Origin of the sequence: Variovorax boronicumulans (assembly GCF_040544675.1) — a bacterium.
GTDB classification, from domain to species: Bacteria; Pseudomonadota; Gammaproteobacteria; order Burkholderiales; family Burkholderiaceae_C; genus Variovorax; species Variovorax boronicumulans_D.
This window is the reverse complement of sequence record NZ_JBEPKK010000012.1, coordinates 43,796-56,462: the sequence shown is the minus strand read 5'-3', so window position 1 is coordinate 56,462 and position 12,667 is coordinate 43,796. Positions and strand designations below refer to the sequence as shown.

Here is a 12,667-nt window from a genome sequence, read left to right as displayed (position 1 = left end):
CAGGGGCTGTGGTCCGTGACTGACGGCACGCGGCGCCCGGCGCGGGCTACCCTGAAAGGCATTCGTAGTTTGCTGCGTTGAGGTTGAACTCGCCGCGGCGAATTTGCTGCGTGAAGCCGAACGTTTTATCTTCAGGAGCCCCCATGTCCCAATACCCCCGACGCCAAGTAGAAGCACCCCCCGGCCGGGTCTTCGACGACCGCCGCACCAGCCATGCCATCGGCGCCATGGCCACCGCCTTCGTGGTGGGTGGTGTCGCGACTTGGCTCGCACTGGGCGCGGTGCGCACCGCCCGCGCGCAGGTGGCCGGCCCGGCCGACGGCGCCCCGCTCATGCGTGCGCCGCTGCAGGTGGTGGCCCCGGTCGACCTGCAACGCTACGCGGGCATGTGGCATGAACAGGCCCGCCTGCCCAACCGGTTCCAGAAAGCCTGTGCCGGTCCGGTCACGGCCGAGTACACGCCGCAGCCCGACGGCACGGTGCAGGTGCTCAACCGCTGCGTGCAGGCCGACGGCAATTTCGACGAGGCCGTCGGCACCGCGCGCGTGGTGCCTGTGGCCGGCCAGCCGGGCGCCGGTCGCCTCGAAGTCCGCTTTGCGCCCGCGTGGCTCAGCTGGCTGCCGATCGTGTGGGGCGACTACTGGATCCTGAAGCTGGACCGCGACTACCAGGTGGCGTTGGTCGGCTCGCCCAACCGCGAGTACCTCTGGGTGCTGTCGCGCGCGCCGCGCCTGGACGATGCGACGCTCCAGGTCGAACTGGACTACGCGCGCAGCCTGGGCTTCGACGCCGACAAGGTCGTGCTGACCGGCAGGTAGCGCGACAACTGCGCCGGCAGCATGTCCGGCGCGGTGCAGTGAATGGCCTGCCAGCCGAAGGCACGTGCGGCCTCCACATTGGCAGCCGCGTCGTCGATGAACACGGTTTCCGACGGCGCCAGCGCATGGCGCATGGCCAGCACTTCGAAAATTTCGCGGTCGGGCTTGATGAACTTCACATCGCCCGAGAACACCCCTCCGTCGAAGCGACGCATGAACGCATGCCGCCGCTCGATGGCGCGCGCATACGGCGCCGGCATGTTCGACAGGTAATAAAGGCGCAGCGGCTGCCCGGCTTCGCGGTGCGCGAACAATTCTTCGAGCATGCCGACCGTGACGGCGATGGCTTCGAGTTGCTCGCCCCTGTGGTCCAGCATGGCGTGCAGCGCGTCCACCGGCAACGACAGCCGCGCCGCCATGCGGGCGATGGCATCGTCCAGCGTGCGCGTGCCGCGGTCGAAGCCGGTCCAGTCGTCGTGATGGAAAAGCGCCCTGCCCAGTGCCGAGGCGGCGGCTTCAGTGGGCGCGTGCGGCGCCAGATGGGCCTGCACCAGCCGCGCGGGCTCCCATGCGAGAAGCACGGCGCCAAGATCGAAAACCACATTCATTGCGACATTGTTTCATGCGCCGCGCGGAACACGCACGCCATGGGCTAGCAGCGACGGGGCGCCCTGCGCCAAGCCGACTGGTACTTCCCTGCCTCGCGAACCCAAAAAAGTCCTTGCAGCCCGAAGGCGGTGCAGTTGAGTACAGGTGCGGCGAATCGGTGCAAGTACCATCGCGACTGGCGTTCCCGGCGGGCCCGGGCGTCGTCAGGCACACGGCCTGCTAGGCACTCAGACAAAGGAAAGTTTTCTCATGAGCTTCGATCTCGTTCTGTTCGGCGGTACTGGCGACCTTGCGTGGCGCAAGCTGATGCCCGCGCTGTTCCAGGCCTTCCGGCACGGCAGCCTGCCGCAAGACGGCCGCATCATCGGCGTGGCGCGGGACGATCATTCGGACGACCAGTACCGCGAGCTGATCCAGTCGCGCTTCAACGCGGTCGAAGGCGCCAAGCGGCCGTCGACGGAAGAGTTCAAGAAGTTCGCATCCATGCTGCACTACCTGCGCATGGACCTGTCCAGGCCCGACGACTACACGCGGCTGGCCGACCTGCTCAAGCAGCGCGATGCCGACACCGTGGTGATGTACGTGGCCACCGCGCCGGCCCTCTTCACGCAGGTGGTCGAGCAGATTGCCGTTGCGGGGCTCAACGGCCCCAAGACCCGCATCGTGCTGGAGAAGCCGCTGGGTCACGACCTCGCATCCAACCGCGCCATCAACGCCGCGGTGGGCAAGGTGCTCGAAGAAAAGCAGGTCTTTCGCATCGACCACTACCTGGGCAAGCCTTCGGTGCAGAACCTGTTTGCCATGCGCTTCGGCAATGCGCTGTTCGAGCCCATCTGGCGCCGCGAGCACATCGCCAACATCCAGATCACCATCGCCGAAGACCTGGGCGTGGAAAAGCGCGGCGCCTTCTATGACCAGACCGGCGCGCTGCGCGACATGGTGCAGAACCACGCGCTGCAGCTGTTGTGCGCGATCGGCATGGAGCCGCCGATCAACTCGCATGCCGACGCGATCCGCGACGAAAAGCTCAAGGTGCTGCGCGCGCTCAAGCCCTGGACGCCCGAGAGCCTCGGACTGCATGCGGTGCGCGGCCAGTACACCGCCGGCACGGCCTACGGCGAGCGGGTGCAGGGCTACCGCGAAGAACCCGGGGTCGATCCCGACAGCCGCACCGAAACCTTCGTGGCGCTGCGCACCGAAATCGCCAACTGGCGCTGGGCCGGCGTGCCCTTCTACATCCGCACCGGCAAGCGCCTGGCCTCGCGCGATGCGCGCATCGAGGTCAACTTCAGGCCCACGCCGCATGCGATCTATCGCGCGCCCGCAGGCACCGTCAACAAGCTGGTGATCAACCTGCAGCCCAAGGACGGGCTGGAACTGCACCTGCTCGCGCAGGCGCAGGACAACCGGCAGCGCAGCAACGGCAAGCCGGTGGCTCAACTGGCGCCGGTGCAGCTGGACCTGGACTTCGACAAGCGCTTCGGCGCCGAACGCGTGGGCGCCTACGAGCGCCTGCTGCTGGATGTGATCGACGGCCGGCTCAACCTGTTCGTGCGCAGCGACGAGCAGGAAGAAGCATGGCGCTGGGTGGAGCCGCTGATCGACAGCTGGGCATCGGACGGCGGCCCGCGCCCCTATGCGGCCGGCACCTGGGGTCCGAGCGCGTCGAGCGCGATGATCGCGCGCGACGGCTTCTCGTGGGGCGAAGAGCAGTAGCCGCCCCGGCGGCGTGTGCGTTCAGCCGAACTGGATGCAGCGCATGCTGAGGGTGCCCGACTGGAAACCCTCATACACCGTCTTCGCGCGCTCGCCAGTACCGGCGGCGCCCAGGGCGTAGAGAAACGGAAAGTAGTGATCGGGCGTGGCCACTGCCATGGATGCGCCTTCCAGCTTTTCATAGCCGATCAATGCGCGGTCGTCGCGGCCCGCCAGCGCTGACTTCACCGCATCGTCGAAAGACTGCGCCCACGGGCGGCTGGCATTCGGGCCGTCGGCGGTGCCGCGGTCGGTGGCGCGCAGGTTGTGCACCACGTTGCCGCTGCCCATCACGAGCACGCCCTTGTCGCGCAATGCCGCCAGGTCGCGCCCCACCGCATAGTGGAAGGCAGCCGGCTTGTCGTAATCGATGCTGAGCTGGAAAACGGGAGTGTCGGCCTTCGGGTAGAGGTGCTTGAGCACCGACCAGGTTCCGTGGTCCAGGCCCCATTGCTCGGTGGCGATCACGGGCGTCTGCTTCACCGCGCCCACGGTTTCCCTGGCCAACGCCGGGTGCCCAGGCGCCGGGTATTCGACATCGAACAGCGCCTGCGGAAAGCCGCCGAAGTCGTGGATCGTCTTCGGCCTGGCCTGCATCCCGACGCCTGTCGCGCCCCGGCTCAACCAGTGCGCCGAGACGCTGAGGATGGCCGTGGGCGGCGGCAGCTCCCGGCCCCACGCAGCCAGGCGCCGGGTGAAGCTGTTGTCGGCAATCGCATTCATCGGCGTGCCGTGCCCGATGAAGATGACCGGCATGCGCCGCGACGGCGTGCCCGCCGCATGGGCCAGCGATGCGAGGGAAGCCAGCGCGGTGGTCGCGCCGAGCGCCGACGCCATCACGAAACCCCTGCGGCCGAGTCCGGACGCTGCTACTTGCCCGGCAATGGAGAAGGTCGTCTGGACTGCCATGGTTCCCTTGATGATGTCTTGCGCATCACTGTGCGGCAGCACCGGGGAACGCGCAGTGCGTTTACGCACACATCGCAGCGCTCAGATGCGGCCCTCTTCCGCCGCGTGGCAAGCCACCTGCACGCCCTTGATGCTCAACAGCTTCGGCCGCTCCGCCGAACAGCGCGCATTGGCATGCGGACAACGCGGGTGAAAGGCGCAGCCCGTGGGCGGATTCAGCGGATTCGGCACTTCGCCCTGCACCGGCGTGCGCTGGCGACCGGTGTGCTTCATCTGCGGGATCGCGTCCAGCAGCATGCGGGTGTACGGGTGCTGCGGCTCGGCGAAGAGCTTGTGCTTGTCCGCCACCTCGACCAGGCGGCCCAGGTACATCACGCCGACCTGGTCCGCGACGTGGCGCACCACCGCGAGGTTGTGCGAGATGAAGAGGTAGGTCAGGCCCCGCTCGCGCTGCAGGTCCTTCATGATGTTCAGCACCTGCGCCTGCACGCTCACGTCGAGCGCGGAGGTGGGCTCGTCGCACACCAGGAACTCGGGCTGCGTGGCGAGCGCGCGGGCGATCGAAATGCGCTGGCGCTGGCCGCCCGAGAACTGGTGCGGGTACTTGCTCATGTCCAGCGGCGAGAGGCCAACCGACTTGAGCAGCTCGCCCACGCGCTCGCGCAGCTCGGCCTTGCCGCTCAGCAGGCCGTGCTCGCGCAGCGGCTCGCCGATGATGTCTTCCACGATCCAGCGCGGGTTCAGGCTGGCATAGGGGTCCTGGAAGATCATCTGGATGCGGCGACGCAGCTTCCGGCCTTCGGGCGTCTTGAACGCGGCATGCGCATCCTGCCCGTCGAACTGCAGGCCGCCGCGGGTGGGCGCATAAAGGCCCACCAGGAGGCGCGCCACCGTGCTCTTGCCGCAGCCCGATTCGCCCACCAGCGCCAGCGTCTTGCCGCGTTCGATGGAAAAGCTCACACCGTCCACTGCATGCAGCAGCACGCGTGGCTTGCGTTCGAGCACGCGGTTGAGCCAGGGCGGCGAGACGTCGAAGGTGCGTGCCAGATCGTGCGCGACGACCAGGGGCTCGCCGGTTGATTCCTTGCGGGGTTCGATCACGGCGCTCATCGCGTCACCTCCGCGATGGGTTCGGCCGCTTCGGGCGTGGCGCGCTCGCCGGCAGCCATCGCTTCGTGATGCCTGGCCGCGATTTCGGCCTGTCCCAGATGCGGATCGGTTGCGTCGTGCAGCCAGCATGCGGCGCGCGTGGCGCCCGCGTGCATCAGCTCGGGCCGCTCGGTCAGGCAGCGCGCAAAGGTGCGCGGGCAGCGCGGGTTGTAGGCGCAGCCGGTGGGAATGGCGTTGAGCCGCGGCATCGCGCCGTCGATCTGGTTGAGCCGCTCGCGGTCCATGGTCATGTCGGGAATCGAGGCCATCAGGCCCGCGGTGTAGGGGTGCGCGGGCTGATGGATCACCTCGTGCACCGGGCCGATCTCGGCGATGCGGCCCGCGTACAGCACGGCCACGCGGTCGCAGGTTTCGGCGATCACGCCCATGTCGTGCGTGATCAGCATCACGGCCGCGCCGCGGTCTTTGCAGATGCGCTTGAGCAGCTGAATGATCTGCGCCTGGATCGACACGTCCAGCGCGGTGGTGGGCTCGTCGGCCACGATGAGCTTGGGCTCGGCCGCGAGCGCCAGCGCAATCACCACGCGCTGCCGCATGCCGCCGGAGAACTGGTGCGGAAAGTGGTCGATGCGCTGTTCGGCGGCGGGAATGCCGGTGTCCTGCAGGAGGCCGATGGCGCGCTTGCGCGCTTCGGATTCGGTCACGGGCAGGTGTGCACGGATGGTTTCGGTGAGTTGCCGGCCCACGGTGTAGAGCGGGTTCAGCGAAGTCAGCGGGTCTTGAAAGATCGCGCCGATCTTGCGACCGCGAATGGGCCGCATCGCATCGAAACTCAGGTTGTCGATGCGCTGGCCGTCCAGCAATATCTGGCCGCCGGCCACGCGGCCGGGCGGCTCGAGCAGGCCGATGATGGCCGCGCCCGTGAGCGACTTGCCGGCGCCCGATTCACCCACCACGCCCAGGATTTCTCCGGGCGCGATGTCGAAGGAAATGCGGTCGATCGCACGCAGCGTGCCGCGGCGGTTGGGAAACTCGACGACGAGGTCTTTGACCTGGAGCAGCGTCATGGTGGCGTTGTCCTTTTCTCTTCAGCGCAGCCGTGGGTTGAGGGCGTCGCGCAGCCAGTCGCCCAGCAGGTTCACGCTCAGTGCGATCAGCACCAGCATCAGGCCCGGAAACACGGTGATCCACCATTCGCCCGAGAACAGGTATTGGTTGCCGATGCTGATGAGCGTGCCCAGCGATGGCGAGGTCGGCGGCACGCCGACGCCCAGGAAGGACAGCGTGGCCTCGGTGATGATCGCGGTCGCCACCTGGATGGTGGCCAGCACCATCACCGGCCCCATCACGTTGGGCAGCACATGGCGCAGCATGATGCGGATCGGCGCCACGCCGGTGACGCGCGCCGCCTGCACGTACTCCTTGTTGCGCTCCACCAGCGTGGAGCCGCGCACCGTGCGGGCGTACTGCACCCAGCCGGTCAACGAGATGGAAATGATCAGCACGCCGAAGGCGAGCGACTCGTGCGCGCCCGGAAACAGCGCGCGGCCGACGCCCGCGATGAGCAGCGCGACCAGGATGGGCGGGAACGACAGCATCACGTCGCACACGCGCATGAGGAACGAGTCGAGCCAGCCGCCGAGAAAGCCGGCCAAGAGGCCGAACACCACGCCCACGACCACCGACAGCACCACCGACACCAGGCCGACCACCAGCGAGATGCGCGCGCCGTAGATCACGGCCGAGAGAATGTCGCGGCCCTGGTCGTCGGTGCCGAGCAAGTACTTGGAAGAGCCTTCGGCAGTCCATGCCGGCGGCAGGCGGGCATCGCTGAGTTCGAGCGTGGCCAGGTCGAAGGGGTTGTGCGGCGACACCCATCCGGCGAACACCGCGCAGACCAGGCAGACCAGCGCGATCAACGCGGCACCGATGGCGACCGGCGAGGTGCGGAAGCTGTAGCCGACATCGCTGTCGAGCCAGCGGGCAATTGTTTTTTTCATCGCCGGGCCGCCTCAAGGTGAAAAACGGCCCCCTCGGGGGGCAGCGGACCTTGCGCAGCAAGGGGAGCGTGGGGGTTGATTTTCATCGTGACGCAAAAAGGAAAGGGCCCGCAAGAAGCGGGCCCATGGTCGGGCTGCGCCGCAGCGCAGCCCGGGGTCGACTTACTTGATGCTCATCCACTTGAAGTACATGAAGTTGTCGGCCAGTTGCACCAGCTCGACCTTCTTGCTCACGCCCCACGCCAGCGATTGCTGATGCAGCGGCAGGTGGCCGATGTCATCCGAATGCAGCTTGAAGGCTTCCTTGATCAGCTCGTTGCGCTTGGCCTTGTCGGACTCCGACTGGATCCTCTTGGTCAGGTCGTCCAGCTTGGGGTTGCAGTACGCGCCCAGGTTGAACTGGCCGGTGCCCTTGTCGTCCGGACAGGCGGTGAGCGAGCTCAGCGCGTTGTGCGAGTCGTAGGTGGTCGGCGTCCAGCCCAGCATGTAGAAGCTGGTGTCGCGGCGCAGGATCTTCGGGAAGTACGTGCCCTTGGTCTCGGCCACGAGGTTGATCTTGACGCCGATCTTCGCGAGGTTGGCGGCCACGCTCTGGCAGATCTGGCCATCGTTGACGTAGCGGTCGTTCGGGCAGTTCATCGAAACCTCGAAGCCGCTGGGATAGCCGGCTTCGGTCAGCAGCTTCTTGGCGGCTTCCACGTCGAAGGGCAGGCGCTTGTCCTGCTCGGCGGTCCAGCCGTTGATGCCGGGGCCCACCAGCAAGGCGGTGGGCTTGGACGCGCCGCGCATCACGGTGCGCTGGATGCCCACGATGTCGATGGCCTGGTAGAAGGCCTGGCGAACGCGCTTGTCCTTGAACGGGTTTTTGCCCTTGATGTTGGAGTAAAGCAGTTCGTCGCGCTTCTGGTCCATGCCCAGGAAGATGGTGCGCATCTCGGGGCCGGTGATGACGCGGGCGTTGGGCGCAGCGTTGATGCGGGCGATGTCCTGCACCGGCACGGGCTCCATCACGTCGACTTCGCCGGAGACCAGGGCGGCCACGCGGGTGGCGGGGTTGGCGATGGGCGTGAAGACGATCTCTTGTGCGTTGCCTTCGATCTTGCCCCAGTAGGTGCCGTTGCGCGTGAACACGGTGCGCACGTTGGGCTGGCGCTCGCGCACGCGGAACGGGCCGGTGCCGTTGGCCTTGAAGGAGGCCGTGTTCTCGATGCCCTTGCGGCGGTCCACCGGCTTGGTGGCCTGGTTTTCCTCGCACCATTTCTTGCTCATGATCATGGTGAGCGAAATCACGTCGGGCAGGATCGGGAACGGGCCGTTGGTTTCGATTTCGACAGCCAGGTCGCCGACCTTGCGCACGGCCTTGATCTCGCTGAGCGTGGCCTTCATGTCGGAGCCGTCGCCCTGCGCGCGCGCAAAGCTGAAGACCACGTCGTCGGCGGTGAACGGGGTGCCGTCATGGAACACCACGCCCTTGCGCAGTTCGAAGCGCCAGATGTTCGGCGAGGTCTGCTTCCAGCTGGTGGCCAGCAGCGGTGCGAGGCTCAGGTCCTTGTTGCGCCCCACGAGGGTTTCATAGACGTTGGCGGTCACGCTCAACTGCAGCGACTCGTTGAGCGAGTGCGGGTCGAGCGACAGGGCATCGCCCTGGTTCGCGATCCGGATCGTCTGCGCGCTGGCGACCAGGCTGACGGCGCTCAGGGCGCACAGAACGGTGGCGGCTGCCATTTTCTTCTTGAAACTCATGGAACTACTCCTCGGGTTGAATCAAACACATCAGGACGCCGCGGTGGCGGCTGCTTTTGCTGGCTGCGTGCCGCGGGTAACGGCAAGCGGCATGCCCTGCTCGATCAGGCCCGCGTGCAACGCGGCGCCCAGCGGCAGGATCTCGTCATTGAAGTCGTATCGGCTGTTGTGCAGGAAGGCGCCGTGCTGCGCGTCCTGGCCGATGCGCAGGTAGGCGCCGGCCTTCTTCTGCAGCATGAAGGAAAAGTCTTCGGCGCCCATGCTGGGCTCCAGGCTGCGGTCCACGTTTTTTGCGCCGACCAGCGATTCGGCCACGTCGGCCGCGAACATCGCCTCGGGGGCGGTGTTGATGGTGGCCGGATAGATGCGCTCGTACTTGATGGTGGCGGTGGCGCCGAAGCCGCCGGCGATGGCCGTGCACAGCTCGGTCAGGCGCTGCTCGACCTGGGCCTGCACGCGCGCGCTGAAGGTGCGTACCGTGCCGACCAGCGTGGCCTCGCCCGGGATCACGCTCATCGCGCCCAGGTCGCCCGCCTGCACGGCGCAGATGCTGACGACCGCCGCGTCGATGGGGCGCACGTTGCGCGAGACGATGGTCTGGGCTGCGGTGATGATGTGCGCGGCGACCACCACCGGGTCGATGGTCTGGTAGGCGTGCGCGCCATGGCCGCCCTTGCCCTTGATCTCGATGGTGATGCGATCGGCCGCGGCCATCATGGCGCCGCGGTTGATGCCCACGGTGCCGGCCGGCATGGCGGGCCAGTTGTGCATGGCGTAGACCGCGTTCACCGGGAAGCGGTCGAACAGGCCGTCCTCGATCATCACGCGCGCGCCGGCAAAGCCTTCTTCGCCGGGCTGGAAGATCAGCACGGCGGTGCCGTCGAAGTCGCGGGTTTCGGCGAGGTAGCGCGCGGCACCGACCAGCATGGCGGTGTGGCCGTCATGGCCGCAGCCGTGCATGAGGCCGTCGTTGGCGGAGCGCCAGCCGAACTCGTTGTCTTCGCGCATGGGCAGCGCATCCATGTCGGCGCGCAGGCCGATCATCCGGCCGCTGGCCGTGGACTTGCCGCGGATCACCCCGACCACGCCGGTCTTGCCGATGCCCTCGTGGATCTCGTCCACGCCGCAGGCGCGCAGCGCCTCGCGCACGCGGCCGGCGGTGTAGAACTCTTCGAAGCCGAGCTCGGGGTGCGCATGCAGATCGCGGCGAAAGGCCGTGATCTCGGGATAGAAGCTCGCAATGTGCGCGAAGGCACGGCCCGATGCCTTGAGGCGTGGAGCGCTTGCCGCCATGCTCAATGCCCTCCCGCCTTGCCCACGCGCAGACGCGGATCGACCACGAAATACAGCAGATCGACCACGAGATTGATGACCACGAAGATCAGCGCGATCAGGCACAGGTAGGCGGCCATCACCGGGATATCGGCAAAGGTCACGGCCTGGATGAACAGCAGGCCCATGCCCGGCCACTGGAACACCGACTCGGTGATGATGGCAAAGGCGATCAGGCCGCCCAGTTGCAGGCCGGTGATGGTCATGACCGGCACCAGCGTGTTCTTGAGCGCATGGCCGAAATGGATCGCCCGGTTCGACAGGCCGCGGGCGCGCGCGAACTTGATGTAGTCGGTGCGCAGCACCTCGAGCATCTCGGCGCGCACCAGCCGCATGATCAGCGTGAGCTGGAAGATCGCCAGCGTCACCGCCGGCAGCACGATGTGGTGCCAGCCGTCGGCCCTGAAGAGACCGCTGGTCCACCAGCCGAACTGCACCGTCTCGCCGCGCCCGAAGCTCGGAAACCAGCCCAACTGCACCGCGAACACCAGGATCAGCAGGATGCCGATGAGAAAGGTCGGCAGCGACACGCCGAGCAGCGAGACCGTCATGAACACCTGGCTCATGAAGGTGCCGCGGCGCAAGGCGGTGTACACGCCCATCGGAATGCCGACGAAGAGCGCAAGCGCGGCCGCCACGAGGGCAAGTTCGAGCGTGGCGGGAAAGCGTTCACCGATCAGGCGCGACACCTTGGCGCCCTGGCGCAGGCTCAGCCCGAACTCGCCCTGGGCCGCATTGACCAGAAAGTGCCAGAACTGCACGAAGAAGGGTTGGTCGAGCCCCAAGGCGGAGCGCATTTCGCGGATCTGCTCTGGTTTGGCATCCTGCCCCAGCAGAAAAACGACGGGATCGCCGACATATTGAAAGAGGAGGAAGGCGATGAAAGCGACCGTGATCATCACGATCACGGCCTGGATCAGGCGGCGCAGTACGAAGGCAATCATTCAGCTACAAAAGTGATCGGGCATCCTAGCAGCGCAAGGTGCGTGCCCGCACGGGGGTTCCCCGGGGGTGCACGCACATGGTGCGCTTTGCCAACACTTCGCGTCTGCGACGCCGAAAAGAAAAAAGCCACCCGACTTTCGTCGGGTGGCTTTTGAGTCTTTCGATTCGAAGCTGGCTTACGCCAGCATCAAATTAGAAAGCGTGACGGATACCGAAGTCGTAGCCGGTCGAGTTCTTCGGGGTGAAGGTGCCGTTGCTCAGGAAAGCGGGGCCGCCAACCGTCAGAGCTGCACCGTTCTTGTTGCTCACGCGAGCGATCGTTGCGTACAGAGCCGTGCGCTTCGACAGGTTGTGCACGTAGCCGAGAGCAATCTTGTTGGCCTTCGGATCGGGATCAGCCACTTCGAACAGACCAACGGTCTGGTTCAAGTCGTACTTGACGCTCGAGTACGAAGCGCGGATCAGGCCAGCACCCACCGGCACCGTCACGCCGATCAGGTAGCCCTTGAGCTTCGTGTCGGTGTTGGTGGCGAAGAAGTCCCGGTTCTCGAAGTCGGTCTTGTTCTTGGCTTGCGAGATTTCACCGAAGAGCTTCACGGGACCGAAGTCATACGAAGCGCCCAGGTTCAGCGTGTTGACCTTGTTGGTCGTGCCGAGGTAGTAGTCGTCACCAACGGTGCTGCTGCCGTAAGCCAGTGCAACGTCCAGAGGACCGTTTGCGTAGCCGAAGCGGCCACCGACGTAACGGCCTTGACGCTGGCTGTTCTCGACGTCAGGCGTAGAGAGACCAGGGCTGTACTTGGTCTTCTCGCTGAAGCCGTACATCACTTGACCGTAGAAACCACCCAGGTTCGGCGGCAGGAAGTAGCCAACGGTGTTGCTGGCGCGAACGTAATTGCTGTTGCCAACGTTGGTGAAACCAGCGGTCGAAGCAGCGGGGGTACCGAAGGCGCCGAAGCTGCCGTTGGCCGTCGAGATCAGGTTGGTGCCAACGCCGTTGGTGCCGAACGGATCGAACACGGTGTCGTTCCAGAACGTCGGGGTGTAGTCACGACCCAGGCGGATTTCACCGAAACCACCCGACAGGCTCACGGTAGAGCGACGTGCGAACGTTGCGATACCTTCTTGGCCGTTGTCATTGCTGATCGGGGCTTCGAGCCAGAAGCTGGCTGCCAGGCCACCACCGAGGTCTTCCGTGCCACGGAAGCCCAGACGGCTGGAGTTGTAGCCCGAGTTGGCCAGAACGCGCTGGCTGCGCTTGACGCTGCCTTGGTTGACGTAGAACGGGTCCAGGAAGGTCGCACCGTTCAGGTCACGCGAGGTGGACGAGTAGCCGCTGATCGACGCGTCGACCACACCGAAAAGAGTGACGGACGACTGGGCCGAGGCAACACCGGCAACAGCCAGGGCAGCCAGAGCAACTAGAGATTTTTTCATTGCAAGTTT

The 12,667-nt window shown here is 66.1% G+C and carries 11 protein-coding genes; 2 read left to right on the top strand and 9 right to left on the bottom strand.

The features are described from left to right. The first annotated feature begins 143 nt into the window (after nucleotides 1-143). Nucleotides 144-818 carry a lipocalin family protein gene (locus ABIC90_RS20105; RefSeq protein ID WP_354357145.1) on the top strand — a complete coding sequence of 225 codons (675 nt, stop codon included), beginning with the start codon at nucleotides 144-146 and terminating at the stop codon, nucleotides 816-818. Here the strand turns inward: ABIC90_RS20105 and ABIC90_RS20100 are convergent. Next, entirely contained in the window at nucleotides 764-1,426 is a 663-nt protein-coding gene (locus tag ABIC90_RS20100; protein WP_354357143.1) for an HAD-IA family hydrolase, read from the bottom strand. The two genes, ABIC90_RS20105 and ABIC90_RS20100, sit on opposite strands and share 55 nt — an antisense overlap. A gap of 250 nt (nucleotides 1,427-1,676) precedes the next feature. Here ABIC90_RS20100 and zwf point away from each other — a divergent pair, with 250 nt between their 5' ends. Then, nucleotides 1,677-3,143 carry a glucose-6-phosphate dehydrogenase gene (gene zwf / locus ABIC90_RS20095; RefSeq protein WP_354357141.1) on the top strand — a complete coding sequence of 489 codons (1,467 nt, stop codon included), beginning with the start codon at nucleotides 1,677-1,679 and terminating at the stop codon, nucleotides 3,141-3,143. 21 nt (nucleotides 3,144-3,164) lie between these two features. Here zwf and ygiD read toward each other — a convergent pair whose 3' ends face one another. The 8 genes from ygiD to ABIC90_RS20055 form a co-directional block, all read right to left on the bottom strand. Then, complete coding sequence (ygiD, locus tag ABIC90_RS20090; RefSeq protein ID WP_354357139.1) at nucleotides 3,165-4,091, bottom strand: 4,5-DOPA dioxygenase extradiol; 927 nt, start codon at nucleotides 4,089-4,091, stop codon at nucleotides 3,165-3,167. Between the two features lie 81 nt (nucleotides 4,092-4,172). After that, nucleotides 4,173-5,201: an ABC transporter ATP-binding protein gene (locus tag ABIC90_RS20085; RefSeq protein WP_354357137.1), complete on the bottom strand. Its 1,029-nt coding sequence runs from the start codon at nucleotides 5,199-5,201 to the stop codon at nucleotides 4,173-4,175. Continuing rightward, nucleotides 5,198-6,268 carry an ABC transporter ATP-binding protein gene (locus ABIC90_RS20080; RefSeq protein WP_354357135.1) on the bottom strand — a complete coding sequence of 357 codons (1,071 nt, stop codon included), beginning with the start codon at nucleotides 6,266-6,268 and terminating at the stop codon, nucleotides 5,198-5,200. The genes ABIC90_RS20085 and ABIC90_RS20080 overlap by 4 nt, the downstream gene beginning before the upstream one ends. 21 nt (nucleotides 6,269-6,289) lie before the next feature. Next, complete coding sequence (locus ABIC90_RS20075; protein ID WP_354357133.1) at nucleotides 6,290-7,201, bottom strand: ABC transporter permease; 912 nt, start codon at nucleotides 7,199-7,201, stop codon at nucleotides 6,290-6,292. Between the two features lie 162 nt (nucleotides 7,202-7,363). Next, nucleotides 7,364-8,944, bottom strand: coding sequence for an ABC transporter substrate-binding protein (locus ABIC90_RS20070; protein ID WP_354357131.1), 1,581 nt, complete (start codon nucleotides 8,942-8,944; stop codon nucleotides 7,364-7,366). A 30-nt stretch (nucleotides 8,945-8,974) separates the two neighbouring features. Next, entirely contained in the window at nucleotides 8,975-10,237 is a 1,263-nt protein-coding gene (locus ABIC90_RS20065) for a M20 aminoacylase family protein (RefSeq protein ID WP_354357129.1), read from the bottom strand. 2 nt (nucleotides 10,238-10,239) lie between these two features. After that, nucleotides 10,240-11,220, bottom strand: a complete 981-nt coding sequence (locus tag ABIC90_RS20060) for an ABC transporter permease (RefSeq protein ID WP_354357127.1) — start codon at nucleotides 11,218-11,220, stop codon at nucleotides 10,240-10,242. A gap of 193 nt (nucleotides 11,221-11,413) precedes the next feature. Next, nucleotides 11,414-12,658 (bottom strand): porin, encoded by a 1,245-nt coding sequence (locus ABIC90_RS20055; RefSeq protein WP_354357125.1) that lies wholly within the window; start codon nucleotides 12,656-12,658, stop codon nucleotides 11,414-11,416. Nucleotides 12,659-12,667 lie beyond the last annotated feature (9 nt).

Excerpts from the sequence above, each read along its gene's own strand:
- ABIC90_RS20100 (WP_354357143.1), bottom strand. The coding sequence starts at position 1,426 with ATGAATGTGGTTTTCGATCTTGGCGCCGTGCTTCTCGCATGGGAGCCC.
- zwf (WP_354357141.1), top strand. The coding sequence starts at position 1,677 with ATGAGCTTCGATCTCGTTCTGTTCGGCGGTACTGGCGACCTTGCGTGG.
- ABIC90_RS20080 (WP_354357135.1), bottom strand. The coding sequence starts at position 6,268 with ATGACGCTGCTCCAGGTCAAAGACCTCGTCGTCGAGTTTCCCAACCGC.
- ABIC90_RS20075 (WP_354357133.1), bottom strand. The coding sequence starts at position 7,201 with ATGAAAAAAACAATTGCCCGCTGGCTCGACAGCGATGTCGGCTACAGC.
- ABIC90_RS20065 (WP_354357129.1), bottom strand. The coding sequence starts at position 10,237 with ATGGCGGCAAGCGCTCCACGCCTCAAGGCATCGGGCCGTGCCTTCGCG.
- ABIC90_RS20085 (WP_354357137.1), bottom strand. The coding sequence starts at position 5,201 with ATGAGCGCCGTGATCGAACCCCGCAAGGAATCAACCGGCGAGCCCCTG.
- ABIC90_RS20055 (WP_354357125.1), bottom strand. The coding sequence starts at position 12,658 with ATGAAAAAATCTCTAGTTGCTCTGGCTGCCCTGGCTGTTGCCGGTGTT.
- ygiD (WP_354357139.1), bottom strand. The coding sequence starts at position 4,091 with ATGGCAGTCCAGACGACCTTCTCCATTGCCGGGCAAGTAGCAGCGTCC.
- ABIC90_RS20105 (WP_354357145.1), top strand. The coding sequence starts at position 144 with ATGTCCCAATACCCCCGACGCCAAGTAGAAGCACCCCCCGGCCGGGTC.
- ABIC90_RS20070 (WP_354357131.1), bottom strand. The coding sequence starts at position 8,944 with ATGAGTTTCAAGAAGAAAATGGCAGCCGCCACCGTTCTGTGCGCCCTG.
- ABIC90_RS20060 (WP_354357127.1), bottom strand. The coding sequence starts at position 11,220 with ATGATTGCCTTCGTACTGCGCCGCCTGATCCAGGCCGTGATCGTGATG.